Source organism: Trichormus variabilis 0441, from assembly GCF_009856605.1.
Lineage (GTDB): Bacteria > Cyanobacteriota > Cyanobacteriia > Cyanobacteriales > Nostocaceae > Trichormus > Trichormus variabilis.
In genome coordinates this window covers 4,951,170-4,976,732 of sequence record NZ_CP047242.1, presented here as the reverse complement: position 1 = coordinate 4,976,732, position 25,563 = coordinate 4,951,170, and the positions used below count along the sequence as shown (strand labels likewise).

General features: G+C 42.1%; 23 protein-coding genes. 8 read left to right on the top strand and 15 right to left on the bottom strand.

The genetic code is table 11. The annotated features are described in order from the left end of the window. Positions 1-330 precede the first annotated feature (330 nt). The 3 genes from GSQ19_RS20510 to purE form a co-directional block, all read right to left on the bottom strand. Positions 331-1,887, bottom strand: a complete 1,557-nt coding sequence (locus GSQ19_RS20510) for an ammonium transporter (RefSeq protein ID WP_159368355.1) — start codon at positions 1,885-1,887, stop codon at positions 331-333. 423 nt (positions 1,888-2,310) lie between these two features. Next, positions 2,311-3,777: an ammonium transporter gene (locus tag GSQ19_RS20505; protein WP_011319699.1), complete on the bottom strand. Its 1,467-nt coding sequence runs from the start codon at positions 3,775-3,777 to the stop codon at positions 2,311-2,313. A gap of 516 nt (positions 3,778-4,293) precedes the next feature. Then, entirely contained in the window at positions 4,294-4,821 is a 528-nt protein-coding gene (purE, locus tag GSQ19_RS20500; protein WP_011319698.1) for a 5-(carboxyamino)imidazole ribonucleotide mutase, read from the bottom strand. A gap of 130 nt (positions 4,822-4,951) precedes the next feature. On the opposite strand from purE, the gene nagA reads away from it, so the two are divergent. Further along, a complete protein-coding gene (nagA, locus tag GSQ19_RS20495; RefSeq protein ID WP_011319697.1) occupies positions 4,952-6,151 on the top strand; it encodes an N-acetylglucosamine-6-phosphate deacetylase in 1,200 nt (399 codons plus the stop codon). Between the two features lie 30 nt (positions 6,152-6,181). On the opposite strand, the gene GSQ19_RS20490 is transcribed toward nagA, so the two are convergent. Together GSQ19_RS20490 and GSQ19_RS20485 are read right to left on the bottom strand one after the other, a co-directional pair. After that, complete coding sequence (locus GSQ19_RS20490) at positions 6,182-6,493, bottom strand: P-II family nitrogen regulator (RefSeq protein ID WP_011319696.1); 312 nt, start codon at positions 6,491-6,493, stop codon at positions 6,182-6,184. Between the two features lie 4 nt (positions 6,494-6,497). After that, positions 6,498-7,466, bottom strand: a complete 969-nt coding sequence (locus tag GSQ19_RS20485) for a sodium-dependent bicarbonate transport family permease (protein ID WP_011319695.1) — start codon at positions 7,464-7,466, stop codon at positions 6,498-6,500. 339 nt (positions 7,467-7,805) lie between these two features. On the opposite strand from GSQ19_RS20485, the gene GSQ19_RS20480 reads away from it, so the two are divergent. The 4 genes from GSQ19_RS20480 to GSQ19_RS20465 all read left to right on the top strand — a co-directional run bounded on the left by GSQ19_RS20480 (position 7,806) and on the right by GSQ19_RS20465 (position 11,832). After that, positions 7,806-9,014 carry a 4-hydroxy-3-methylbut-2-enyl diphosphate reductase gene (locus tag GSQ19_RS20480; RefSeq protein WP_011319694.1) on the top strand — a complete coding sequence of 403 codons (1,209 nt, stop codon included), beginning with the start codon at positions 7,806-7,808 and terminating at the stop codon, positions 9,012-9,014. Between the two features lie 308 nt (positions 9,015-9,322). Next, a complete protein-coding gene (locus tag GSQ19_RS20475; RefSeq protein WP_011319693.1) occupies positions 9,323-9,778 on the top strand; it encodes an EVE domain-containing protein in 456 nt (151 codons plus the stop codon). 511 nt (positions 9,779-10,289) lie between these two features. Then, positions 10,290-11,372, top strand: coding sequence for a M4 family metallopeptidase (locus tag GSQ19_RS20470; protein WP_011319692.1), 1,083 nt, complete (start codon positions 10,290-10,292; stop codon positions 11,370-11,372). Positions 11,373-11,505: 133 nt separating this feature from the next. After that, positions 11,506-11,832 (top strand): protealysin inhibitor emfourin, encoded by a 327-nt coding sequence (locus tag GSQ19_RS20465; RefSeq protein ID WP_011319691.1) that lies wholly within the window; start codon positions 11,506-11,508, stop codon positions 11,830-11,832. Here the strand turns inward: GSQ19_RS20465 and GSQ19_RS20460 are convergent. Next, positions 11,827-12,753: a cobalamin-binding protein gene (locus GSQ19_RS20460; RefSeq protein ID WP_011319690.1), complete on the bottom strand. Its 927-nt coding sequence runs from the start codon at positions 12,751-12,753 to the stop codon at positions 11,827-11,829. The two genes, GSQ19_RS20465 and GSQ19_RS20460, sit on opposite strands and share 6 nt — an antisense overlap. A 443-nt stretch (positions 12,754-13,196) precedes the next feature. Here GSQ19_RS20460 and GSQ19_RS20455 point away from each other — a divergent pair, with 443 nt between their 5' ends. Beyond that, the gene (locus GSQ19_RS20455; protein WP_011319689.1) at positions 13,197-14,918 is read left to right on the top strand and encodes an ATP-binding protein; all 1,722 of its coding nucleotides are present in this window, start codon (positions 13,197-13,199) and stop codon (positions 14,916-14,918) included. 65 nt (positions 14,919-14,983) lie between these two features. Here the strand turns inward: GSQ19_RS20455 and GSQ19_RS20450 are convergent, their stop codons facing one another. After that, positions 14,984-15,418 (bottom strand): GNAT family N-acetyltransferase, encoded by a 435-nt coding sequence (locus GSQ19_RS20450; protein WP_041456835.1) that lies wholly within the window; start codon positions 15,416-15,418, stop codon positions 14,984-14,986. A 58-nt stretch (positions 15,419-15,476) separates the two neighbouring features. Beyond that, positions 15,477-18,458: an L-glutamate gamma-semialdehyde dehydrogenase gene (gene pruA / locus GSQ19_RS20445; protein ID WP_011319687.1), complete on the bottom strand. Its 2,982-nt coding sequence runs from the start codon at positions 18,456-18,458 to the stop codon at positions 15,477-15,479. A gap of 270 nt (positions 18,459-18,728) precedes the next feature. Here pruA and GSQ19_RS20440 point away from each other — a divergent pair, with 270 nt between their 5' ends. Both GSQ19_RS20440 and GSQ19_RS20435 read left to right on the top strand, forming a co-directional pair. After that, on the top strand, positions 18,729-19,439 hold the full coding sequence (locus GSQ19_RS20440) for an HD domain-containing protein (protein WP_011319686.1): 711 nt from the start codon (positions 18,729-18,731) through the stop codon (positions 19,437-19,439). Positions 19,440-19,449: 10 nt separating this feature from the next. Continuing rightward, complete coding sequence (locus GSQ19_RS20435) at positions 19,450-20,262, top strand: class I SAM-dependent methyltransferase (protein WP_011319685.1); 813 nt, start codon at positions 19,450-19,452, stop codon at positions 20,260-20,262. A gap of 161 nt (positions 20,263-20,423) precedes the next feature. Here GSQ19_RS20435 and cpcG4 read toward each other — a convergent pair whose 3' ends face one another. From cpcG4 to cpcD, 7 genes are all read right to left on the bottom strand, one after another. After that, positions 20,424-21,185 carry a phycobilisome rod-core linker protein CpcG4 gene (gene cpcG4, locus GSQ19_RS20430; protein WP_011319684.1) on the bottom strand — a complete coding sequence of 254 codons (762 nt, stop codon included), beginning with the start codon at positions 21,183-21,185 and terminating at the stop codon, positions 20,424-20,426. Between the two features lie 109 nt (positions 21,186-21,294). Next, positions 21,295-22,008, bottom strand: coding sequence for a phycobilisome rod-core linker protein CpcG3 (cpcG3, locus tag GSQ19_RS20425; RefSeq protein ID WP_011319683.1), 714 nt, complete (start codon positions 22,006-22,008; stop codon positions 21,295-21,297). Between the two features lie 38 nt (positions 22,009-22,046). Further along, positions 22,047-22,790: a phycobilisome rod-core linker protein CpcG2 gene (gene cpcG2, locus GSQ19_RS20420; RefSeq protein ID WP_011319682.1), complete on the bottom strand. Its 744-nt coding sequence runs from the start codon at positions 22,788-22,790 to the stop codon at positions 22,047-22,049. A gap of 93 nt (positions 22,791-22,883) precedes the next feature. Further along, on the bottom strand, positions 22,884-23,723 hold the full coding sequence (cpcG1, locus tag GSQ19_RS20415; protein WP_011319681.1) for a phycobilisome rod-core linker protein CpcG1: 840 nt from the start codon (positions 23,721-23,723) through the stop codon (positions 22,884-22,886). 36 nt (positions 23,724-23,759) lie between these two features. Continuing rightward, positions 23,760-24,362, bottom strand: a complete 603-nt coding sequence (gene cpcF, locus GSQ19_RS20410) for a C-phycocyanin alpha-cysteine-84 phycocyanobilin lyase subunit CpcF (RefSeq protein WP_011319680.1) — start codon at positions 24,360-24,362, stop codon at positions 23,760-23,762. A gap of 94 nt (positions 24,363-24,456) precedes the next feature. Further along, positions 24,457-25,287, bottom strand: coding sequence for a C-phycocyanin alpha-cysteine-84 phycocyanobilin lyase subunit CpcE (gene cpcE / locus GSQ19_RS20405; protein ID WP_011319679.1), 831 nt, complete (start codon positions 25,285-25,287; stop codon positions 24,457-24,459). Positions 25,288-25,300: 13 nt separating this feature from the next. Next, entirely contained in the window at positions 25,301-25,543 is a 243-nt protein-coding gene (gene cpcD / locus GSQ19_RS20400) for a rod-capping linker protein CpcD (protein ID WP_011319678.1), read from the bottom strand. Between the last annotated feature and the right edge of the window lie 20 nt (positions 25,544-25,563).

The following is a 25,563-nucleotide window of genomic DNA, read 5'->3' as shown; positions in this document are numbered from 1 at the left end:
TATTTCTTACTCCCTGATGATCAGTTACCTTGTATACTTAGTTACATTTCATTACTTTTAGCCAAAGATTTTTGTCTTACAAGCTACTCTGATTTATCTTTCCACAAATTTTAATCAAAAAATAATTCTCTCTGGAGATGCAATTAGGGGCTTCCAAGTAAATAAAGTCTACCCCTACACCCTTACACCCAGCCTCAACAAAAAATCTGGGTGCGTAAGTCCTATCTGGAAGTCCCTTATGGGAATCTAGATGAAAAAAACCCGATTTCCACGAGAAACCGGGGTCATGGACTATAGAGGATTTATTAGGTAATTGTGTAATCTTCCCCTTTAATAGCCGTCAGATGTCTTGCCTTCTGCAAATCCACCAGGACTAGCTTCTTTCAGGAATCCACTGTAGGCTTCCATACCGTGTTCGCCGATATCCAAGCCTTCCAATTCTTCTTCTCTGGTGACTCTAATACCCAAAGTAGCTTTCAGTGCTAACCAGAAAATACTACTGACGAGTACAGTCATACCGCCGACTGCGGCAGCACCTAAGAATTGAGTAATCAACTGTCCTAAACCGCCACCAGCAAACAAACCCTTGGCTGGGCCAAGTCCTTCACCATACCAAGAGTAAACACCAGGCCCAACCGACCACAAACCAACTGCCAGAGTACCCCAAACACCACAAACAAGGTGAACTGAAGTCGCTCCTACTGGGTCATCAATACCGAGTTTGTCGAAGAAGGTCACAGCAAAAACAACTATGACTCCGGCAATGAAACCAATAATCGCAGAACTAGGAATGCTGACGTAAGCGCAAGATGCAGTAATACCAACTAAACCAGCCAAAATGCCATTAATAATCATTGATAGGTCTGGTTTACCTAAGTACAACCACGCAGTAATAGTAGCAGCAATACCACCGACAGCACCAGCCATATTAGTTGTTAAGGCAATGTGAGTAATAGCATTGGGGTCAGCAGCCATTACAGAACCAGGGTTGAAACCAAACCAACCCAACCACAGAATCAAGCAACCCAAGGTAGCAATACTCATGTTGTGACCGGGTAAAGCCACAACTTGCTTATCTTGATATTTACCAATACGGGGACACAGAAATGCAGCTCCCATCAAAGCTGCCCAACCACCAACTGAGTGAACCACTGTAGAACCAGCAAAGTCCCAAAAACCTCTATCAGCTAACCAACCAGCGCCCCAAATCCAGTGTCCGGTAATTGGGTAGGCGATACCTACAAGTAAAAGGCTGAAAATCAAGAAGTCAACAAACTTGATTCTTTCGGCAACTGCACCAGAGACAATTGTTGCCGCAGTCCCAGCAAACACCAACTGGAATAAGAATTTTGCGGCTAAAGGTACGCCAGCCCAACTTAAAGCGCTGAACACACCTTTATAAGCGTCACCTGTTGCCGGGCTGTTATCTTCTCCTGAGAGAAAAAAACCATTGAAGCCAATGAAATCATTACCATCACCGAACATTAACCCAAAACCGATTGCCCAAAAAGCAACGGTTGCCAAGGCGAAGACGATTAAGTTTTTGGCAAGAACGTTAACAGCATTTTTCTGACGACAGAAGCCGGTTTCTAACATACCAAAACCAGCATTCATAAAGAATACTAAGAACGCAGCGATCGCTACCCATAGGGTGTCAAGCGCAACTTTTAGTTCTGCTGTTGTCGGCCCTGCTGCTGGAGCTTGAGCAACTGCTACATAACTCCAACCTAAAACAATCAAACAAGCCAGAGGTATACAAGCTTGCCAACTGGGAGAGAGTTTTTTGACTAGATTAAATATCTGGATTTGCGAGTTAGATTGTCTACTTTTAGCGTAATTTCTGGTAGAAAAGCGCCTATTTCTTGTTCTTGATTTCTGTTGGTACATGAGTCCGAATTGCTAACCTTCCAACTATCTTTAACAGCAAAGGAGAGTAATGAGTGATGAGTTCCTAGTTTCTAGACTCTTTCTCATCAGTTCTTGTGTGAGGATGTTTACAAAGAAAGACTACTTAGGTGAAATTAAGTGTTTATTTGCTATTGTTTATTGACATCACAAATTTACAAATGGAAAATTTAACTGACCTAAGTAGGAGTTTAGGAAATTGATGGCACTTTTGTAAATATTATTTTCAGGAATTCTGAAAAATTTATTATAGATTGTTTCTCCAATTATTCATGTCTCCTTCATTGAGTCTTTAATTAACAAAATTTGACGAGTTAAAGGGGCGATCGCCTCACATTGTCAATATCATTTCCAAGAAACTTCTGTAAAGATTGATCAGATAAAATATTGAAAATATTGGCCATTTTATTGCTCCTCTAAAGTTTTATTTTCAGAAATTTTTGTCTGGTCTTGTAGTTTGCTTACCTCTTCAACTGGGTAAATATCAGGCCACACTGAAGCACCATGTTCATAAGCATCAATGCCGATACTATCTGCTTCAGCATTAACACGTAAGTATCCCACAGCTTTGAGGCCACCATACATCAGAAAGGCAAAAGCGACGGTGAAAACCGTAATCGCCACTATCCCCAGCATTTGGATACCCAGCAAATCAAACCCACCACCTAAAAATAGCCCTGCTTTTTGATTAAGGGTGAGTTCCGCTTGTCCTAAAAAACCTATGGAGAGAGTACCCATCATGCCACTGATACCGTGGACGGAAAATGCTCCCACTGGGTCATCGATGTGGAGTGACTCAATTAAACTCACTCCTAATACAACCGAAATTCCCCCCGTGAAACCAATTAGTACAGAAGCCCAAGGAGCCACATAAGCGCAAGGTGCTGTAATTGCGACTAAACCAGCTAGAGAACCATTGAGACAGTAAACTAAATCCCACTTACCTGTACGAACATACAGAAAGATTAATGCTGTTAGTGCGCCTGCACCTGCTGCTAGTGTTGTGTTAATAGTTACTAACCCAATCAACCCTGGATTAGCAGTACCAAGGGTTGAACCAGGGTTAAACCCGTACCAACCAAACCAGAGAATCATCGTTCCCAAAGTTGCCAAGGCTAAATTATGGGCTGGTGGTAGTTTTCCCCAAGGAGGACGGTCGGGACGAGGCCCAAGCAAATATGCCCCAACTAGTGCTGTCCAGCCACCTACGGTATGAACAATTGAACCACCGGCGAAATCATGGTAACTGAGTTTGCCTAACCAGCCATTGGAGTTCCAAGCCCAATGCACGATAATTGGGTAGCTAATAGCACCCATAATCGCACTATAAATTAAGTCACCTATAAAGTCGGTTCTGCCAGCCATTGAACCAGTAGTGATGGTACTGGCAGTAGCAGCAAAGGCAAACTGGAAAAAGAACAAAGTATAGGTGTTGATAGCAGCTGTAGAACCAGGTGCGCCCAATGGGTAGCTACCATCAGCACCCGGTAACTGGTTGAGAAAGAATGTATCTATACCAAACAAACCACCTGCACTTGTACCAAATGCGATACCAAAACCCACTGCCCACCATGCCAAGACTGTGACAGCAGCGTCAATGAAATTTTCTAGTAGGGTATTAACTACACTTCTTTGGCGAACTAAACCAGCTTCTAGCATGGCGAAGCCGGTTTGCATGAAAAATACTAAAAACCCAGAAAGTAGTACCCAAGTAGTATCAATGGAAATTTGCAGTTTGATTGTAGTTTCTGATAAAGATTCTAGGGTAGGAGTATTTGCCGCTTGCACAATTGTCGGTGCAAAAACAGCAAATACCATCGAGCCAATCGCTAACACCAATAGGCGTTGCCAGGGTTGAATATGCCTATTCATCAGCTTATTTTTTCCTGTGTTTATAGCCATAATTGATGTTAGTAGTAGCAGACTTACCCTTGGTGGTTAGGTGAACTAAATAATGTAGACAAGATTTGGTCGAAATTTTGATTGAAGTTTCCCGAAAACTACCCCAACTTCTCATCTCAAGAATCAGAATCTGAGGTTTAAGAAATTGCGTGACTAATTTCTGTTATGAAAGTTGCTGTTCGGTTAACTTATCAATAAATTTGATTGATTTTCTATTTACCTAAACATTAATTCTGTATTGGTTAATACATTTTTTTGTTTAAACATACTTTTATGCACCATAACTGGTCAAATAAAATACGTAAATCTTATGTAAAGTCATCAATTCACCATAATCAGGGCTAGTTATATAGCAAATTATTAAGTTTAAATAAAAAAGATTAGTTTCTGTTAATAAATCCGAGACATACAAAAATTTTGGTGTTACTGAAACATAAGGGAGAGAGGGAAAAAGTTCATTACTCATCTCTCCATACTTCCCACTCCTTATTTTCCAAGCATCTCCTGTTGCAAATACTGCTTGTAACCTAGTTGTTCTAACTTTGCTTGCTTTGTCATTACTGAGTCAGATAGGTTTTGACGGTATGCTTGGACTTTAGTTAATAATTCTGGCTGTTGAGTAGCGAGGATTTGCACAGCCAATAGTCCGGCATTTTTGGCGTTACCGATCGCCACCGTAGCCACAGGAATACCCCCAGGCATCTGTACAATTGAATATAAAGAATCCACACCTTGTAAGTTTCTGGTAGCGACTGGCACACCAATTACTGGTAGAGGAGTTAAAGATGCTACCATGCCGGGAAGATGGGCTGCACCGCCTGCACCAGCAATAATCACCTTGATACCCCGATGGTGGGCTGTTTGGGCATATTCCACCATACGTTCTGGGGTGCGATGGGCAGAAACGATCGCCACTTCATTTTCTACACCAAATTCCTCACAAATAGCGATCGCCTCTTTCATCGTGGGCAAATCTGAATCGCTACCCATAATAATGCCAACTAAGGGAGCCATAATAATTCAAAATTCAAAATTCAAAATTCAAAATTTTTACCCACAATAAAGCTGTGGGTGCAATTATCATCTCACATAGAGTTACTATTCAACGAATGAGGGGATAGGGGAGACGAAAGAGGGGTAACTTATGAACAATTACCAATTAACAATTACCGATTACCAATTACCAACTACCATACACAAACCTACAGATATTATTAATGCTAGAGTTCCTGGCTACCAAGATTTGCAGATGCTTGTGGTGAATCAGGGAGGCATAATTGAACAAATATCACCGATGAGGGCTGGATTTAACAGGGTTGCGTCACCAGAGTTACAAATTATAGATGTGGCTGGAGATTGGATTTCTTTGGGTGGCGTTGATTTGCAAATTAATGGTGCTTTGGGCTTGGCGTTTCCTGATTTGGCGGCTGAGAATGCCTATTTATTAGAAAAAATTTGCCAATTTTTATGGGATGTGGGAGTAGATGGATTTTTACCTACACTGGTAACAACTTCAGTGGAAAATATCCAGCGATCGCTTGCTGTTATTGCTGATTTTATCTCTACCACAAAACCTGGTTCCCAAATTTTAGGCGTACATTTAGAAGGCCCCTTCTTAAACTATCAAAAGCGGGGCGCTCATCCAGCCGAGTATTTACTACCTCTGACCATAGAAGAAGTCCAACGGGTTTTGGGAGATTATGCCCATATTGTTAAAGTCATCACCCTAGCACCGGAGTTAGATACTACTGGGGAAGTCATCCCATATTTACGTTCTTTGGGAATCACCGTCAGTTTAGGACATTCTCTGGCAACAGCTAACCAAGCCCAAAATGCTTTTGCATTGGGTGCAACAATGGTAACTCATGCCTTTAATGCCATGCCTCCCTTACATCACCGCGAACCGGGACTCTTAGGGGCAGCTATAACTAATCCTCATGTCATGTGTGGTTTTATTGCCGATGGCCAGCACGTTTCACCCATCATGTTGCAAATCCTTCTCCGTGCCAGTCAAGGGATATTTCTCGTTAGTGATGCCCTCGCTCCTTTGGGGCTAACGGATGGAGTGTATCCTTGGGACAGTCGGCAAATAGAAGTTCAAGGGGGTACTGCACGGCTACCAGATGGTACATTATCAGGCACAACCTTACCTTTATTGGTAGGGGTAGAAAACTTAGCGAATTGGGAAATTTGCGATGTGGAAACTGCGCTGTTACTTGCTACTGATGCCCCCAGAAAGGCAATTGGTTTGCCAGGAATGACACCGGGTCAACCTGGGAATTTATTGCGCTGGCATTGGGATAGTCATGGAAAAAAACTTACATGGCAGCGATTGTTCAGCTAAAGGAAAGCCAATATTGATGGCGAATTGCTTTTATAGGGAAGCAACACATTTTACAGAGCGAATTTCCATCACATCGGAGATATAACAAGTACCGCCAAATTTATTGAGCAGGGGTTTGATATTTTCTGCTACTGGTTTGATATACTCTGGCTGACAAAACGCAATGATATAAACGTTATCGAGCATTGTCATATCTAAATCTTCTGTTGTTCCCCGTAATCCCTTACCCGCAACATTACGGATAACTGCATGACCATATACTCCAGATTTGTCTAAACTTTCTAAGATTTTGCTCAATTCAAAGGCATTAGCAATAATTTCTATCTTTTTCACTAGCTGCATATTATTACCTCCAAAATAGGTTAATTCCGTACTGGTATAATGGAATGCCCACAATGATATTGAACGGAAATGTCACGGCCAGAGCGGTAGAAACATACAGGCTGGGGTTAGCTTCTGGAACAGTTAACCGCATAGCTGCTGGGACGGCGATATAAGAAGCACTAGCAGACAACACAGCAAATAATAGGGAATCGCCCTCCGGCATACCAATGAATTTGGCAATTAGTAAGCCAATGCCGGCATTGAGTATTGGAATTAGTATGGCAAATAAAATCAGGAAAAATCCGGTTTTTTGCAAGTCTTTAATTCTTTTGGCTGCCACTAATCCCATATCTAAGAGAAAGAAGGTGAGAGCGCCGTAAAATAGGCCTTGTGTAAAGGGTTCTAAGACTTGCCAACCATGTTCTCCTGTTAAGAAACCAATGAAGAGGCTACCGACTAACAAAAAGACGGAACTATTCAAAAATGCCTCTTGTAAAACCTCTGACCAGGCAAATTCTCGCTTTTCATCAACGGTGAAGAGGTTGACCAATATCAGACCAACAATAATGGCTGGAGATTCCATCAGGGCCAGGGCTGCTACCATGTAACCATCAAAAGTAATGCCCAACTCACTTAAAAAGGTGCTGGCGGTGATGAAGGTAACAGCACTGATCGAGCCATAAGTAGCGGCGATCGCCGCCGCATCGTAAGTATCCAGTTTCAGTTTTAAAATAAAGAACGTGTAAATGGGAACAAAGCAGGCCATTAACATCGCCGCTAGAAGCGTGAAAACCACTTCCTGAGTCACCCCACTCTTAATTAGTTCTACTCCTCCTTTAAAACCTATGGCGAATAGCAAATAAAGCGATAAGGCTTTAGGTATAGGCGCAGGAATTTCCAGATCCGACTTGACAAAAACAGCAAGCATTCCCAGAAAGAAGAAGAGTACTGGCGGATTCAGTATGTTTGACACGATCAAGCTGACATCCATTTTCTCTCCTCCACATACTGATGAAGTCGGTAGTTCAAGGAATTTTTCATCTTTGAAATTTTCATGTGTGACTCATGATGTAGCGTGTATCGTCACCTCATGTCAATTGGGTGTCACATATCTCAGGAGTTGAGTTCCTTTTTCCTGACTTGAAAGAGGGTATAGGGGTGTAAGGGTGTGGGGGTATAGGGGGAAGATATTTTTCATCTATGACTGTGAAATTTTTTCATCAGGACTGCCTGCTTTTATAATTTTTTATGGTTAAACTGAGGATTTCTGCAACTAAAAGGCCTCTTGGCGCGAGAGAATCAGAAAGAGAAGATATTAAAAAATACAACAATGGATACAAAAACTTTTAAGCGTACACTACAACATTCTGAAAATTACAACCGTAAGGGTTTCGGTCATCAGGCAGAAGTAGCTACCCAATTGCAGTCTGAGTATCAGAGTAGCTTAATTCAAGAAATACGCGATCGCAATTACACTCTGCAAAGAGGCGATGTCACTATCCGACTAGCCCAAGCTTTTGGTTTTTGCTGGGGTGTGGAACGTGCTGTAGCTATGGCTTACGAAACTCGCAAGCATTTCCCCACAGAACGTATTTGGATTACCAATGAAATTATTCACAATCCCTCTGTGAATCAACGAATGCAGGAGATGCAGGTAGGATTTATCCCTGTGGAGGCTGGTAACAAGGACTTTTCCGTTGTTGGCAATAATGATGTGGTTATCCTCCCCGCCTTTGGCGCTAGTGTTCAAGAAATGCAGCTACTCAGCGAAAAAGGTTGCAAAATTGTTGACACTACTTGCCCTTGGGTCTCAAAAGTTTGGAATACAGTAGAAAAGCACAAAAAAGGCGATCACACCTCAATTATTCATGGCAAATATAAGCACGAAGAGACTATTGCTACTAGTTCTTTTGCTGGCAAATATTTAATCGTCTTAAATTTAAAAGAAGCCCAATATGTCGCTGATTACATTCTTCATGGTCGCAACCGAGAAGAATTCTTACAAAAATTTGCCAAAGCTTGTTCCGCAGGATTTGACCCTGATAAAGATTTAGAACGAGTCGGTATTGCTAACCAAACAACTATGCTCAAAGGCGAAACTGAGCAAATTGGTAAACTGTTTGAGCATACCATGTTACAAAAATATGGGCCTGTAGAATTAAATCAGCATTTTCAAAGTTTTAATACCATCTGTGACGCTACCCAAGAACGTCAAGATGCAATGCTGGAATTAGTACAGGAAAATTTAGATTTAATGATTGTCATTGGCGGTTTTAATTCATCTAATACCACCCAATTGCAACAAATATCTCAAGAACGTGGACTGCCTTCTTATCACATTGATGTTGTGGAGCGAATTAAATCGGTAAATTCCATCGAACATCGGCAATTAAATGGAGAATTAGTAACAACAGAAAACTGGTTACCAGCAGGAAAAATTGTTGTGGGTGTTACTTCTGGAGCTTCTACACCAGATAAAGTAGTGGAAGATGTGATTGAGAAAATTTTTGCTTTGAAAGCAACAACAGCAGTAGTTTAGACATTGAATAAGGTAGGACTTACGTACCCAGTTTGTCTATTGAGACTGGGTGTAGTGCCGTTTCTTGATGTAGCTTGCCTGGCGTAGCCATAGATGCACTTTATTCTGTACTGTAGAGACGTTGCACGCAACGTCTCTACATCATTTATTCGGTGCAACTGCATAGAGAATTGCTATTACAACCTTTTCCAAACCCTTGCATCTTCCCTGCCTAGAAAAATCTCACTAAGACAAAATATCAGATAAAAACTCGCACACACTACACAATAAAGTTTAAATTTACCCTTTATTTTAAAAATATCAACTCGATGAATTATTGGTTAATGAAATCAGAGCCAGAAGTTTATGGCATTACTCATCTACAAAAAGATCATCAGACTATTTGGGATGGTGTCCGTAATTATCAAGCTCGCAATTTTATGCGACAAATGCAACCAGGAGACATAGTTTTTTTCTATCATTCCAACACCAATCCTCCGGGTATTGCCGGGTTAATGCGTGTAGTCAAAACATATATTGCCGACCCTACTCAGTTTGATTCCAGCAGTGAATACTACGACCCAAAATCAACTCCAGAAACCCCACGTTGGCAAACAGTATTAGTAGAATTTGTAGAAAAATTTTCTGATTCCATCTCATTAACAACTCTAAAAGAAAATTTTAGTTCAGAGGAGTTAATGGTGGTAAAACAAGGAAATAGATTATCGGTGATGCCTGTTTCTGACTCAGTAGCACAGAAGATTTTGGCAATGAAAAATACATAAATACAGGACTTACGCAACTAGCACAATAGTAGGGTGCGTCAGATGCAGAAAATACTCTAATGTGTACAAAATTATTGGGGCTGACGCACCCTACAGTTACTCATGGTTTTGGTGGGCAAGGCCCACCCTATAGATACTGAGAATTTTATGCGTAAGCGCAGGCTACGCCAACAGAAATCAAATCGGATTCCCATATATCATTCTTGATGGTAAATCATGCCTTATTGCTATGGCAGATTAACTCTAAGCTTTGCCATGCCTAAAAAATATCTGGTGTGAATACATAATATGCTTTATTTCTTAGTTGATTAACTATTAAGAAACTAGAAATATATGTATTTCCACAGAATATTCTACCTGCGATCGCTCTTTAGAAGTACTGTTTACTTTTTAGCAAGATATTGGAAAATGAAGATTAGAAACGGTTCATCAAACTATTAACCAGGGAATGGCCATCTACCTTATTTCCTCTCCTTTTTTAATGCTGAATTCCTTCAGGAGACTAGATTAGATGGCTAGAAATAAAAATAAATCATCTAGGTTGGAATGTAATCATACAGTCAATACTAGATGTCCTATTTGCTGTGTCATTCCACCGCATATATTAGAAAATATTGCCCTTAATGGTACGCCACTGCAAAGGAATTGGGCTTTTCAAACATTAAATGTTTCAGCCCAATTACGCGGACGGAGAAACATCGTTGGCAACGTCTTTCTATCTCCTTCTCCTGGGGAAAAAAGTCGTACTATTTACGATGCTCAAAACAGTGAACAATTGCCAGGAAAAATAGTACGTGTTGAAGGTGATCCCCCTAGTAGCGATGTGGCAGTAAATGAAGCTTATGATGGGGCTGGAGCTACTTATGACCTGTTCTACGAAATATTTGAGCGCAATTCTATTGACGACAAAGGATTACGTTTAGATTCTACAATCCATTTTGGTGTTAAATATGAAAACGCCTTTTGGAATGGCGACCAGATGGTTTATGGCGATGGTGATGGTGAATTATTCGATCGCTTTACCAAGTCAATTGATGTTATTGCCCATGAACTAACTCATGGTATAACTCAACACGAGGCAGGACTGATATATTACGGCGAACCAGGGGCTTTGAATGAATCTTTTTCTGATGTGTTTGGTGCTTTGGTCAAACAAAGGGTAAAAAATCAGAAAGCGGAAGAAGCTGATTGGCTGATTGGTGATGCTTTATTAATGCCCAACGTCAAGGGTGTAGGTGTCCGTTCCATGAAAGAGCCGGGGACAGCTTATGATGATCCTGTTTTAGGAAAAGACCCCCAACCAGGTCATGTAAAAGACCAATATACAGGCTGGGCTGATAATGGAGGGGTACATATCAATTCAGGGATTCCCAATCGAGCTTTTTATCTAGCAGCAGTAGAGATTGGTGGCTATGCTTGGGAGAAAGCAGGTAAAATTTGGTATATTGCTTTGCGCGATCGCTTACGTGCTAAAGCTGATTTTACAAAGGCTGCTGATGTCACTATCCAAGTTGCTAGCGAACTCTATGGCGACGGTAGTCTAGAACATAAAGCTGTACAGAATGCTTGGAAACAGGTGGGAGTTTTGAGTTAAATCGTCATAGCCTGCAATTAATCTAACGCCGACGTCATTCGTCATCCCATATTTACCCAATAATTATGCCTGAGTGAATGACTCATTTTTGTTAAACTGGGAGGTGAAAATATCATCTTCCGGTCTGATTTAAATGCGGGTATTACTGGAACGCACAGGCGGATTTACGGGGATTAGTAAGAAAATTAATATTGATACCAGCCAACTACCGCCGCAGCAGGCTGAGGAACTATCCCGACTGGTGACAGCAGCAGGTTTATTTCAACTACCAACACTTCAAGGTGATGGTGTTCCACCCACTGTTAACTATGGGCTAAACCCCACCGCAGGCGATCGCTTTCAGTATCAGATAACTTTAGAAGATAATGGTAAAACCCATACAATAATTGTTAATGAAGCAGTATTACCTCATAGCTTAAAAATGCTGATTGAATGGCTAAATCAAGCAGCTTCTTTATAAAGGTTCCCAAGCAGTACCCTTGTAACCATAATCAAAAATTTCTGGGTGTAAAATCTCTGACAATATCTCTAGAGAATCTACCAGTCGGGGGCCTGGACGGTTGAAATAGGAATTACCATCAGTGATGTAAACTCTACCAGTTTGGCTGGCGTGCAGTTTTGTCCATTCTGGGTTTTGAGTGAATAGTTGGGCTTCTTGACGAGTTCGTTGTAAGTTAAAGCCACAAGGCATGAAAATTATAATATCTGGATTACTAATTAAAAGATTTTCCCATTCCAAATGTGGGGACGGCTGACCTATAAGGGAAAATAGTGTTTGTCCCCCAGCTAAGTTGACTAATTCAGGAATCCAATTTGCTGCGGCCATCAGTGGGTCTGTCCACTCAATACAAGCCACAGTCGGTACTTCTTCTAGAGAAAGCCCTTGAATTTTTTGTTGGCAAATTTTGACACGGGCTTCTAAATTATCTAGTATTTTTACTGAGTCTACACCAAAGATATGAGCTACGCGCTCAATATCCTGCCATACATCCTCAAGCAGATTAGGTTGCAAGGAAATGATTTGGGGAGAACTTTGGGTAAGTTCTTTAACCGCTTCTTCTACATCTTTGAGGCTGACTGCACAGACATCACACTGGTCTTGGGTCAAAATATGGGTAGGCTTTAATTGCTCCAAAACGTCTAATTTTACCTGATAAATACTCAGCGCAGATTGCAGTACATTATTCACTTCATGATGAATCTCGCTGCTGGAAGCATCACTATTCAACCGTGCTTGCGTACAAGTTGGACGATTTTGGATTTCTGGGGGATAATCACATTCATGCGATCGCCCAACAATAGCATCACTCAAACCCAAGTTTGCTAAAATCTCTGTTGCACTAGGAATCAGAGATACAATTCTCACACTACTATTTTCCATTAGACACCTCTACAACAGCATCTGTGTTCTTAATTCAATTGTTACAGACTTCTACTTCTGGGGTATCTTTCTTCAGGGGAGATTATTTGGCGAAAACCAAAATAGTGACATCGCAAGCATCACATACTGGTTGGAATGGCCCTAGCTACCTTAGTAATAAATTTACTTATGTTAAATTTATTATGATCAAGTTATAAAAACTTTAAACTTTTTACTTCAGTATGATCGCTTACTACCATTGTGGCGATTATAGTTATAAATGATGAAATTGCGGAACAGATGTTACAAAATCTTGTTCAATTTTTTATCTTAGAAATTATCACCTTTAAGAAAAAAAGATTTTCCAGATATGTAAAACCTTATCTCGTAATTGTATCTACAAAAACAGTTCTATTTTATTTAAAGAACTGCAAGGCAAAGTGATTTCTTTCCAGGAACAACACATGCAGGTGGTAGTGGTTAAAGATATTACAGCAAGCCAGGCAAATCAAGAGGGTATGCGAATCACAGAAAGCGTGCGCCGCAAACAAAATCAGACCCTAGTGCAATTGGCAAGAAGCAAAACATTCCAGCAAGGGCCTCTCAATGCTGTGTTACAAGAAATCACAGAAGCTGCCGCTCAGACACTTTTAGTTGCACGAGTTAGCGTGTGGTTATACAACCAAGATGGTTCAGCCATTGAGTGTATTGATTTATATGATGTCAGCCAGCAAATTCATAGTTCTGGCCAGTCTCTATTAAAGGAGAGTTATCCCATTTACTTCCAAACATTGGAAGAAGAGCGCAGCATTGCTGTATATGATGCCATTAACGATAAAAGAACTCAGGAGTTATCCGCAACTTATCTATCTGTCGCTGGAGTTGTATCTTTGCTTGATGCCCCCATTTGGGTAGGTGGTCGTTTAGTAGGAGTAGTTTTTCATGAACACTGTGGTGAATTACGCCAGTGGACTGTAGATGAAGAAAATTTTGCAGGCTCAATCGCTGATTTTGTCTCTTTAGCGATGGAGACAAGAGAGCGTAATATTGCTCAAGAAGCACTACGAAAGAGCGAAGCACAATTCCGAGCCATTTTTGAACTTTCCTCTATTGGTATTGGACTTGTTGATATGAAAGCTCAGATAGTGGATGCGAACCCTGCTTTGTGCCAAATGTTGGGATATCAACGAGAAGAATTATGTGGTAAACGTTTTACAGATTATATTTCCCAGCAAAGGGGAGATGTAGAACGTTACAAGCAACTTATGACCGAAATTTGTATAGATGCTCAACAACACCACGAAAAGCCGCACCTGGAAATCGAAAGAGCTTTTTTGCATCGAGATGGTAGGTTAGTGTGGACTAGGTTGTCTGTTTCTGTAATTCCGGGTTCTTACGGTGAACCAGAATATTTTTTAGCAATTATTGATGATATTACTGACCGGAAACAAACAGAAATGAAACTGCGTGCTTCCCAAGCCGCAGCCGAAGCTGGTAGCCGTGCCAAAAGTGAATTTTTAGCAACGATGAGTCATGAACTACGGACACCGCTTAACGCAATTATGGGATTGTCACAGTTATTACAACAAGAAATAGTCGGCTCTCTCAATGAAAAACAACAAGAATATATAAGTTGTATTTATAGCAGTGGCGAACACCTGCTGGCGCTGATTAATGATATTTTAGATTTATCAAAGGTGGAAGCAGGTAAAGAGGAGTTATTCCTGATTCCTTTGCTAGTAATAGATGTGTGTAACGATGTTTTATTAACAGTACGCGATCGCGCTATCTCCAAAGGCTTAAAACTTACTCAAGAAATTGATCCAGAGGCTAGTATTTGCATAGCTGATGACCGCCGGATTAAGCAAATGCTCCTTAATCTACTCACGAATGCAATTAAATTCACTTCGGTAGGTGAAGTATCTTTGACTGTCAAAAGAGTGCCTGAAGGGATTAATTTTATCATCTCGGATACAGGCATTGGCATTGATTCAAATCAATTTCCACTTTTATTTGAACCATTTAAACAACTAGATAGTCGGTTAAATCGTCAGTATGAAGGCACTGGCTTAGGTTTAGCTTTGACTCGGAAATTAGCACGGTTGCACGGTGGTGATGTGACGGTAACATCTACTGTGGGTGTGGGGAGTCAATTCACTTTATTTCTGCCAGATCAAGAAATATAAATTGAGGAGTTGGTATTCTTGATTTTCAGTCAAAACCCATACCAATGATTTAAACACTTGTAAGATTAGATTTTCTTTCTCATTTCTATGTGGGGAATACTAGCTTCTATAAATATTTCTCCTACTTCGGTAAAATTTAATTTTTGGTACAAAGATTTGATATATGTCTGGGCATGGACTACAGCTTCAGTAATGTTTTTATGAGCGATAAATTCTAATGCTTTCTCCATAATTTTCTGACCGATTCCCTGCCCTCTAGCTATAGATAAAACAGCCAATCTTTCTATTTTGACAGTCTTATCATCTAAATATCTCAGTCTGGCAGTACCTACAGCTTGATCATCCAAGTAAGCGATTAAATGCTCACAAATATCGTCTTTACCGTCAAACTCTAAAGCAGCATCTACTCCTTGTTCTTCCTGAAACACGATTTTCCTAATTGTTGCAACTACCGGAAATTCTTCAGGCAATTGAGCAATTTTAATTATGACATCTGACATCACAAATTTATTTATAAATAAACACAGGTAGGGCATTTGCCCCACCTATTTTTATAGCTTATTCTGCTCCTTCAATTGGTGCAAAACCTTGGCGCTGAATGTTTTCTGTAATTGTCCGTGGTTCTAGGAATTGCAAGAGATAGTCAGGGCCGCCGGCTTTGGAACCAACACCAGAAAGTTTGAAACCGCCAAAGGGTTGTCTCGCAACGATCGCCCCTGTAATGTTACGGTTGATATATAAGTTACCCACTTCAAACTCTTCCTGGGCTTGTTGAATATGGGAAGGTGTGCGGGAATAAAGCCCGCCAGTCAAGGCGTAGTCGGTATCATTGGCAATGGCTAAGGCTTGGGCAAAATCTTTGGCTTTGATTACCGCCAACACAGGGCCAAAAATCTCTTGCTGGGCTATTGTGCCATGAGGTGGAACTTCCCCAAAAATGACAGGCCCAACAAAATAGCCGTGGTTGGGTGCGCTTAACTCCAACGCCACCTGAGATTCTGCCTTACCTTTCTCAATATACTCGCGGATGCGATCGCGGGCATTGGCATCAATCACCGGGCCGACTTGAGTACTTGGTAACTCCGCCTCACCAATATTTAAAGATTTTGTCGCCTCCACCAACCGATGGATAAAAGCATCATAAATGGCTTCTACTACTATCACCCGCGAACAAGCAGAACATTTTTGCCCACTGTAACCAAAAGCTGACTGTACCACCCCGATAACGGCTTGGTCTAAATCAGCACTTTCATCCACAATGATGGCATTCTTCCCGCCCATTTCCGCAATTACCCGCTTCATGTGCCTTTGTTGGGGTTTTAGGGTAGCTGCTTCAGCATAAATCCGACAACCAACTTCCTGAGAACCTGTAAAAGCAATCAGATGAGTATCAGGATGACTTACCAAATAAGCCCCGACTTGAGAACCCTTACCGGGGACGTATTGAAATACACCTTTAGGTATACCGGCTTCTAGCAAAATCTCCGTTAATTTGGCAGTAATCACAGAAGAAGTTTCCGCCGGCTTCAGCAGAGTGCAATTGCCTGTAACCAAAGCAGCAACAGTCATGCCACAGGCTATCGCCAAAGGAAAATTCCAAGGAGAAATCACCACCACAATACCCCGTGGCTGGTAAATATAACGATTTGTTTCCCCAGCCACATCATAATTTATACCCTGATACAGCCGTTCCATCTCATCAGCGTAATAGCGACAAAAATCGATCGCCTCCGAAACCTCTGCATCTGCTTCCTTAACAGGCTTACCCACCTCCAAAACTATCCAAGCCGAAAGTTCCGCCCGACGCTCCTCCAACAAATCACCAGCCCGTCGCAAAATCGCCGCCCGTTCCTTCACCGGAGTCCGCCGCCAACCTGGAAACGCCGCCTTCGCCGCCTGCATCGCCTGTTCCGCCTGTTCCACACTAATCAACCCAACCTTCCCAATCACCTCACCAAAATTAGAAGGATTAACAGAATCAATCACCTCCGCCGTCTGCACATACTCCCCATTAATCAGAGGTAAATAACTCCGCCCCAACGCCCCACGCACCTCCGCAAAAGCCCGCGCCGCCTCCTTTCTCTCCTCCTCCACCGCGAAATCCGTATCCGTCGCCCCAAAAGAACCCTTCTCCTCTTTGCTTCTCTGCGCCTTTGCGTGAGCCAAATTAATATCTGGAGCCGCCAATAATTCCTCTACAGGCCGATTCTCCAAATTTTGCCGTAAAAAAGAACTATTCGCCGTATTCTCCAACAACCGCCGAATCAGGTAAGCCATCCCCGGTAACAAATCACCATAAGGACAATAAACCCGCACCCGATAACCCCGATCAACCAAAGCCTTCGCTAACTTATCCCCCATCCCGTACAGCACCTGCATCTCAAACCGCCGCCGGGGAACCTGCAAAGTTTCCGCAATCGCTATAGCCAAAGCTTGCGATCGCACATTATGACTACCAATGGCAGAATAAACATACTGGTTATTTTCCAGCAATAACTGAGTTATCGCCTCAAAATTGGCATCTGTCGCCGCCTTATCATTAAAAACAGGCTGTGGCCAATGCTTTTGCGCCGCTTTAATAGTTTCCTGATCCCAATAAGCCCCTTTTACCAAGCGAATAGTTAAAGGATAACCGCGCTGTTTCAACCAAGCGATCGCATTTCTGGCATCTTGCTCACTATCTCTTAGGTATGCTTGAATTGTGATGCCAATATCTGTACGTTGACGAAACTCATCTTCTAATAAGATTTTTTGCAAAATATTTAAAGTTAAGTTTTTATAAGCATACTGTTCCATATCAAAATGGATAGCCGCCCCTAACTCCTTAGCACGACGTAATAAAATGCGAATGCGATCGCTAACTTTCTCCTCACTACCTTTAGCATCTAATGGGTCAAATTGGGAATAAAACGCCGTTAACTTCACAGAAACCTGGACTTTTGCTAGCTGTTCGCCATCTGCTTCATCAATAGCCCCAACAGTTCCCCAATTCTTCGATGCTTCTGTTAATTGGCTAATTAATTCTAGATACCTTTCTAGATAAGATTGTGCCTCTGTTTCTGTAATTACCGCCTCACCAAGTAAGTCAATGGTGAAGGCCATTTTTTCTTTTCGTAGTCGTTCAACTGTCTTGATGACTTGTTTAATATTTTCCCCAGAAATATATTTATGAGCTAAAGTCTCAACTGCTGTAGAGACGGTAGTTGCAGCCACTTGTCCCGGCACAGAGTCAGGGTTGGCAAAATTGAGCATTCCCTTTAAAGCGGCAGGAAGTTCAACAGATTCATCCCCTAAATATTCTTGTAAATGTGCAGCAATTTCCGCTTTACTATGCAATGCGGGTAAAGTATCAATAAACCGAAATAATTGCACCCGTAAACCGGGATTACTCATCGCCCAAGCCAGTAATTTATCATCCCAACGCATTTGATCACGTAAAGAAGCAAAAAACGAGCGATTTTCTTGAGTTGCTCCTAATAATTGTCTAGCAATTTCTTGAGTTTTTGCTTCGTAGGTGCTGGTTTGTACTTGTAATACCACTGATAGGAACTCCTGAGTTAATTTAAGACTTTATATAGGATCAGTATTTGATTTCTGAAATGTAGGTAGGACAGTCAATGCCCACCGTATCATGGTTGTGGTAGTCATTGCCCACCCTACAGATACTTAGATATTTTCAATAATCAAATCGGATTCCTATATGTAAAGTCCGTGTTTTCTATTGTGACTCGTCAATTTTATTGTCACCACCCATAAGCGATTTAAAATTGCAATTTGCAAAAGTCCTACAGTTATTTAAGTAGGACAATGATGATGGAAATTGCTCTGATGCAGACAGCAGAAAATTTTCTATATTACCAATGGCAACAAACACTGCAACATTTCTCAGTGGACAAAACATCTGCCACCCAGGTATTTACGCACTTAATTCAAGCTTATTCTTCCCCTCATCGCCATTACCACACGCTAAAGCATATTAGTTGTGTTCTCCAGACGATCCAAACTTTAGGAACTTACGCTCAAGACTTGGCTAGGGTGGAACTTGCGGCTTGGTTCCATGATGTAATTTATGATACTCAAGCCCAAGATAATGAAGAAAAAAGCTCTGACTATGCTGGTGAAGCACTCCAGAGTTTAGGCATTCCCCTCAGTTGCATAACCAAAGTGAAGCGCCTCATTCTCAGCACCAAGCATCACCAAGCTGATGATATTGATAGTCAGGTTTTATTAGATGCCGATTTGGCAATTTTGGCGACTAACCCAGTAGATTATCAAGAATATGCTCACGCCATCCGTCAAGAATATGCTTGGGTGTCAGAAACTGATTATGTTCAAGGACGGACACGAGTTTTAGAAAAATTTTTGCAAAGACAGCGTATATATTTCACACCTTTGATGTATGAACTTGCTGAAGAATCTGCTAGAGCTAATTTACAAGCAGAAATTAAACATTTAATGAGTAGAGACATTCCATGCAACGTCTCTACATCATTTATTGGGTGCAACTTCATAGAGAACTAGTATTAGATTTATGGATAACAGAGAATACGAGCAAAAATATAAGATTGACGTAATCAACTTTTTCGACAGTAGAACCAGTTATGACAACGACTATACAATCCGTCGCGCTTTGCCTTTATTAGAACTGATTCCCTTAAAAACTGGGCAGAAAGTATTGGATTTGGCGACGGGGACGGGTATTATTGCGATCGCTGCTGCTGAAATTGTTGGTTCTACTGGCAAGGTAATTGGCGTAGATTTTTCTTCAGGAATGCTGGCTCAAGCGGAACAGAAGATTAAAACACTAGGGTGGCAAAATATCGAATTAATAAAAGCAGATGCCGAATACATCAACTTTGAAGATGAAAGTTTTGATGTCATTCTTTGTTCTACCGCGATCGTCTATTTCCAAGATATTCCGGCTGCTTTAGGTAAGTGGTATCGGTTTCTCAAAAAAGGTGGAATAGTAGGATTTTCTTGCTGTTCTCAAGAGTCATGCGAAGCGCCAACTCTGATTAAAGCTTGTGCAGAAAATGATATTTTACTCGTTAATATCAATGAACCAACAGGTACTATCGAAAAGTGTCATCATCTCATGCAGGCGGCTAGTTTTGAAAATATTGAGGTGAAAACTCAGCAACTTGGTTTCTACCGCAGCCTAGAGCAAGCTAAAAGATGGAATGGCGGATGGTTCCACCCTAGAGAAAATCCTTTATTGAATCTGTCATCAGCACAGATGGAAAAGTTGCAAGCAGAATATTGTCGAGAAATTGAAGCGAAAGCGACAGAGCAAGGTGTTTGGTACGAAAATTTAACTTTTTTCGTCAGTGGTCAAAAAATATAGTAAAAGAAGCCAGAACTTACGCACCCCTAAACCCCTAAAAACAACTGAGTCTAGCCTCCACCCAATGTCACGCCTAGCTAACAGAAAAATTGCTAACTTTTCGTCACATCAACGCAAAAACTAGACCCAGTATCAAATTATCAACACTCAGATTTTAAATCTTAGCGTCTGGTACGGTTTGGCACTGCATTTAGATAATCGATATCAAAAGCAGAGATTCTTTGTGCGTAGTTACCTTGGTTACCAACTGAAGCTGCTAAATCTGCAAACTTCCGAGGGTCGCCTTCCCGTAGTTGTTTTTCTTGGGACTTGCGGCTGTAGAATTTGTCCAAGGTAAAGCGCCAGTCGGTTTGAACTGTGCCTGCTTTTTCTTGGAAGTCTTCGCCGTAGCGTGGTGTTACCAAGTTGTAGGGGCGACCTTCCATCCGTTTGCGTTGGTAAGGTACGATGTTTTCGCCAAAGTTCTTGGTGTACTCTTCACTGTCGATGAGTGCATCAACAAAACCGCTAAAACCTTTGGTTCCGATAACAATAGACCAAGCAATTTGCTCGTCTTTATTGTAGGAAGAACGACCCAACAGGCGCTTGAGAGTGATGTCAACTAGGCGGTAGTTGTTGTTAACTGAGACTACTAAACGGTAAAAAGCTTCAGACTTAGCTAAACCACGAATGAAATCTCTGACGGAAATAGAACCGTTCTTCACCTGGGATTCCAGAGTTTTTTGGCGGTTGAATTTGAGGATTTCATGTTCGCTGAAGACTTGGCGATAGGAAGCCCAAATGATGTTTTGAATATCAGTGTATGAGCTGACATCTTCTATACGATAGATGTATGGTGTATCTTCATTTTGGTCAGCCGCACCAAAGCTGGCAACCCGGTGATTTTGAGAGCTTGGTTTGTATTGGAGTAATGGCAATGCCATGCTGAGTTATTCCCCTTATTAAAAAGTTAAACAGCTAGCTTTATTAACTGAAAGAGGCTTGATTTCTCAAAATCCTCCTTCATGCTTTACTTATTTTCCCGCATTAGGTTCAGAAGCTAGAACTGATTCCCAACCAATTTAGGACGAATAGAAAAGTCAGTCCGGTACTGATGGCTAGCAATACGCCTAATATTGCCATTCCATCATAATTTTGGTTGGCGCTGTTATTCCAGTTACTCATACGTCCTGGTCTAACAATACCAGCGCGATCGCGGTAATCTGCACCATAACGGGGTGTAAAGCTGAATGGTCGGTCTGTAGTCAACCGTTTGCGTTGGTAGGGTACGGCATTATCACCGAAGGCTTGTTCATACTCTGTACTATCAATCAGTGCATCAACAAATCCTCCCCAACCTTTGCTGGCAATTTGAATTGACCAAGCAATTTTTTCTTCTTCGTTATAGGGAGAGCGTCCCAATAGCCGCTTGAGACTCATTTCCACCAGCCGATAGTTGTTGTTGGGTGTAACAACTAGCTGATAAAAGCGCTCTGACTTGGCTAAACCCCGAATAAAATCCTTAACTGTGATTGACCGATTTTTGAGTTGGGTTTCTAAGCCGATTTGTCTGTTGAACTTGAGAATCTCTTGTTCGTTAAAGACTTGGCGATAGGCAGCCCAAATCAGTTCTTCAATTTCACTGGGAGAGTTGGCATCTTCTAGACGGTAGATATAAGGGGTGTCCTCATTGACATCCGCCGTCCCAAAACTCTGAACTCGTTGATTTTGAGTTGTGGGTTTGTATTCCAATAAAGGTAATGCCATTGTGAAAATCTCCGGTTTTAAAGAAGTAGGTCGGCAACTTACCGCACGGGGAAATTGGCGCTAGGATTTACGGAGATGGGAATCCCTGTTGGTGTGGTGTTCCGAGTTGTATCGGGAATGTTAATATTGGCAGTGCTGACTGGTGTAAAGGTGACGGTCTTAATTTCTATGGATTTAGCTAATTCCAAGAAATTCTTAATATCACCTTCTATGTAGCGCTCACTTTCCAACTTATCGCGCCAGTAGTTGCCGTAGCGTGGGGTGACTAGATTGAAGGGTCTATCTTTGTAGCGTCGCCGTTGGTAGGGGACTATGTTCTCACCGAAGTTGCTCTGATATTCTTCCGAATCTAGCAGCGCATCAACAAAGCCATCCCAACCATTGGTTGCTATCTTGATTGACCATGCAATTTCTTCATCCTTATTATAAGGCGCACGACCCAAAAGGCGTTTCAGTGCTAATTCTACAAGGCGGTAATTAGAGTTACTCTTGATGACTAAAGTCTTGAAAGCCTCTGATTTTGCTAGACCCCGAACGAAGTCGCGGACGCTGATTGCCCGATTTTTCAGTTGGGATTCTAGGTTGCCCTGGCGGAAGAATTTCAAAATGACGTGTTCGCTAAATACTTGCCGATAAGTAGCCCAAATGATTTCTTTGAGTTCGCTATCGTAGGCGGCATCTTCGATGCGGTAGATTCTGGGGGTATCTTCGTTAGGAACTTCGTACCCAGGAACACGCTGGTTTTGAGAACTGGGTTTGTATTCAAGTAATGGGATTGACATAGTTTGGTTTAGTTGTCAGTTGTTGGAGACGCGATGAATCGCGTCTGTACAATTGTTAGAAATGCGATGAATCGCGTCTGTACAGTTATCGCTTCAAGTGGTCTTGTTACCAGGGATATAACGATATGGCAAAGCTACGGCCACTGGTTTAACGGTGACTTCGGGGGTTGTTACTTCGCGGCTGGTGTCAGGAATTTTTATATCTTTAATTTGGGAGGTGACGGAAGCGATGGTGCGCTGGTAGTTCCGTTCTGGGGTGAGGATTTTACCTGCCAATGCCATGAAGTTGGCGGGAATGGCGCGACGAATATCGTCTTTTGTTAAAGTGCCAGAAGTACGGGCGTTGTAGAAGGAACGTCCTCCCAGGGCGGTGAGGGTTTGGCGATCGCGCCAATATGCGTTATACCGGGGGTTAACTAGGTTAAAGGGTCTGTCTTTATAGCGTCGGCGTTGGTAGGGTACGATGTCATCACCGAAGTTTTCTCTATACTCGTCGCTGTCTAACAGAGCATCAATAAAACCATGTAAACCCTGAGTGCCAATGACAATTGACCAAGCGATTTCTTCATCTTGGTTATAAGCTGCACGTCCCAAAAACCGCTTTAAGGTGATGTCAACTAAACGGTAGTTGGAGTTGAGTTCTGCTACCTGGGTGCGGTAAACTTCTGATTTGCCCAATCCCCGGATAAAATCACGGACGTTGATTGCCCGGTTCCGTAGTTGAGATTCTAAGAAGGATTGACGATTGCTTTTAATAATCAGGTGTTCGCTGAAAATTTGCCGATATGCTGCCCAAATAATGGCATCAACATCGGCATCATCGATCGCCGCAGCTAACCGATAAATAGTTGGGGTATCTTCGTTTGGTACTTCGTAACCTTCTACACGTTGGTTTTGTGAAGAAGGTGCATATTCCAGCAGAGGTATTGACATTTTTACTTTCACCTTTTCTTATGAAACTCAATTCAACTATTGACTTTGAGCCAATAGAATGCGGGCGCGGACTGCCTTTTCGGTATCAGTTACCAGCATTTCTTTGAGTCTAGTATGGATGGGCTGTTGTAAATCGGGTATGTTTACTAAACCTTGCAGACCGACGATCGCTGCATAGCGAATCGACCATTCTGCATCTTGAGAAATAAACAGCAGTGTTTCCAAGGCTTTTTTGGGTGCTGTTTGGTTGTCGGGAAAATCTAGCTTGTGCCAATGTAAGTTCCCTAATCCTTTAGCCGCAGCCCGGCGGACACTAGGAGCAAAGTCTGTAGCAGCAGCATCGATTAATACATCTAAAGCACGGGGATCAGCGATCGCCGCGAGTGTGCGAATCGAATAAGCCCGTGCGCCATAGTTATAGTCATCTATTTGAGTGAGTAAATGGGGGACTGCTACTTCTCCCATCTGCACCAAGGCAGTAGAGGCGATTGCTGCTGCCGTTGGGTTGTTATAACCAAACACAGCTATTAAAGTGGGAATTGCAGCTACATCTTTGGCTAGTGCCAATTCCTGTACTGCTTTTACCAGTTTCTCTGGTGTATCCGCCAGAGCAACGCCATTAATTAGTTCATCAGTCATTAGTCAACGTTTAATAGTTAATAGTCAACAGTCAATAGTCAATGGTCAATAGTCAACTACTATGGACTACGGACTATGGACTACGGACTATTGACTACAACAATGAATCCATGAGCTTCATGACCCGGATAGCTTGATCAGATATTGAGAGGGCGTTTGACTCTGCTGACATCTGATGTTCTAGCAATCCTTTGAGGGCTATGAGTTTGAAGCTGTTTTCGGCTTTGGCGTTGGCGATCGCTTCTGCTGCTGCCAAGTATCCAATTGCACCCAAATCTCCCAAAGCAACTCGTCGTAGGTTGAGGTCATTACCTTCTAACACTTTTACCAGCAGCTCTCCATATACTGGTTCTTGTGTCAGTTGATACATTGCTCTAGCTGCGGCGCACTGCACTCGTGAGACTGGATGCTTTAGAAATGGCTGAATCAGAGGAATGGCATCAGTAGCACCAATAGCTCCTAACGCTTCTAATACTGCTTCGTAGGGTTGGACTAGATGAGGTCGCCCTGTTACTTGCACGGCCTGTGCGACTCCCCCATCCAGTAATTTGATGAGTGCTGGTGCTGCTGCTTTATCTTTGAGCATTTCCAGAGATTGGGCTGCTGCTTCACGCACGTAAAAGTCAGGACAATCCAAGCACTTAATTAAGCCTGGTACGGCTTTACGATCGCCCAATTTCCCTAATGCCCTGGCTGCATTGCGCCGCAAAGGATAACCACCAAGTTCAGTTCTATCGGCTTCATCCTCTAAGGCTGCAATTAAACCATCAACAGCAGCACCTTCCTTCACCCGATACTTGCCTATCCACCAAGCAGCATAATAGCGGAGACTTAAGTCTGATGATTGCAGATTAGCTATGGCTAGTTCTGGTGTTAGCTGTGGCCCGTTGTCTGCGGGAAATTCTTCCACACTGGGTTCTATCATTACCAGGGCGCTGTTATGCCTCTGTGGAAACCAATTGCTCAATCTTGACGATTTTGCCACCCAAACGGGTAATCCGTTGGTATTCTTCGTTCATCCGGCTGTATGGCACTGTGATAAACACACTACCGCTATTGCGGATATTGTATTTGTTTTTGTCTGTTTCTGAGCTTTGCCGCAAGCCTACGACTTCGTAGCGAAATACTCGACTAGCAGAAGAAGAAACGCTACCAGCCCCAAGTGTGGTTTGACCGAACATTACTTCTCTATCTCCTATTG

What these genes read in the sequence shown, in the direction of transcription:
- GSQ19_RS20510 (WP_159368355.1), bottom strand. Translation starts at nt 1,887, where the DNA reads ATGTACCAACAGAAATCAAGAACAAGAAATAGGCGCTTTTCTACCAGA.
- GSQ19_RS20505 (WP_011319699.1), bottom strand. Translation starts at nt 3,777, where the DNA reads ATGAATAGGCATATTCAACCCTGGCAACGCCTATTGGTGTTAGCGATT.
- purE (WP_011319698.1), bottom strand. Translation starts at nt 4,821, where the DNA reads ATGGCTCCCTTAGTTGGCATTATTATGGGTAGCGATTCAGATTTGCCC.
- nagA (WP_011319697.1), top strand. Translation starts at nt 4,952, where the DNA reads ATGAACAATTACCAATTAACAATTACCGATTACCAATTACCAACTACC.
- GSQ19_RS20490 (WP_011319696.1), bottom strand. Translation starts at nt 6,493, where the DNA reads ATGCAGCTAGTGAAAAAGATAGAAATTATTGCTAATGCCTTTGAATTG.
- GSQ19_RS20485 (WP_011319695.1), bottom strand. Translation starts at nt 7,466, where the DNA reads ATGGATGTCAGCTTGATCGTGTCAAACATACTGAATCCGCCAGTACTC.
- GSQ19_RS20480 (WP_011319694.1), top strand. Translation starts at nt 7,806, where the DNA reads ATGGATACAAAAACTTTTAAGCGTACACTACAACATTCTGAAAATTAC.
- GSQ19_RS20475 (WP_011319693.1), top strand. Translation starts at nt 9,323, where the DNA reads ATGAATTATTGGTTAATGAAATCAGAGCCAGAAGTTTATGGCATTACT.
- GSQ19_RS20470 (WP_011319692.1), top strand. Translation starts at nt 10,290, where the DNA reads ATGGCTAGAAATAAAAATAAATCATCTAGGTTGGAATGTAATCATACA.
- GSQ19_RS20465 (WP_011319691.1), top strand. Translation starts at nt 11,506, where the DNA reads ATGCGGGTATTACTGGAACGCACAGGCGGATTTACGGGGATTAGTAAG.
- GSQ19_RS20460 (WP_011319690.1), bottom strand. Translation starts at nt 12,753, where the DNA reads ATGGAAAATAGTAGTGTGAGAATTGTATCTCTGATTCCTAGTGCAACA.
- GSQ19_RS20455 (WP_011319689.1), top strand. Translation starts at nt 13,197, where the DNA reads ATGCAGGTGGTAGTGGTTAAAGATATTACAGCAAGCCAGGCAAATCAA.
- GSQ19_RS20450 (WP_041456835.1), bottom strand. Translation starts at nt 15,418, where the DNA reads ATGTCAGATGTCATAATTAAAATTGCTCAATTGCCTGAAGAATTTCCG.
- GSQ19_RS20440 (WP_011319686.1), top strand. Translation starts at nt 18,729, where the DNA reads ATGATGGAAATTGCTCTGATGCAGACAGCAGAAAATTTTCTATATTAC.
- GSQ19_RS20435 (WP_011319685.1), top strand. Translation starts at nt 19,450, where the DNA reads ATGGATAACAGAGAATACGAGCAAAAATATAAGATTGACGTAATCAAC.
- cpcG4 (WP_011319684.1), bottom strand. Translation starts at nt 21,185, where the DNA reads ATGGCATTGCCATTACTCCAATACAAACCAAGCTCTCAAAATCACCGG.
- cpcG3 (WP_011319683.1), bottom strand. Translation starts at nt 22,008, where the DNA reads ATGGCATTACCTTTATTGGAATACAAACCCACAACTCAAAATCAACGA.
- cpcG2 (WP_011319682.1), bottom strand. Translation starts at nt 22,790, where the DNA reads ATGTCAATCCCATTACTTGAATACAAACCCAGTTCTCAAAACCAGCGT.
- cpcG1 (WP_011319681.1), bottom strand. Translation starts at nt 23,723, where the DNA reads ATGTCAATACCTCTGCTGGAATATGCACCTTCTTCACAAAACCAACGT.
- cpcF (WP_011319680.1), bottom strand. Translation starts at nt 24,362, where the DNA reads ATGACTGATGAACTAATTAATGGCGTTGCTCTGGCGGATACACCAGAG.
- cpcE (WP_011319679.1), bottom strand. Translation starts at nt 25,287, where the DNA reads ATGATAGAACCCAGTGTGGAAGAATTTCCCGCAGACAACGGGCCACAG.
- cpcD (WP_011319678.1), bottom strand. Translation starts at nt 25,543, where the DNA reads ATGTTCGGTCAAACCACACTTGGGGCTGGTAGCGTTTCTTCTTCTGCT.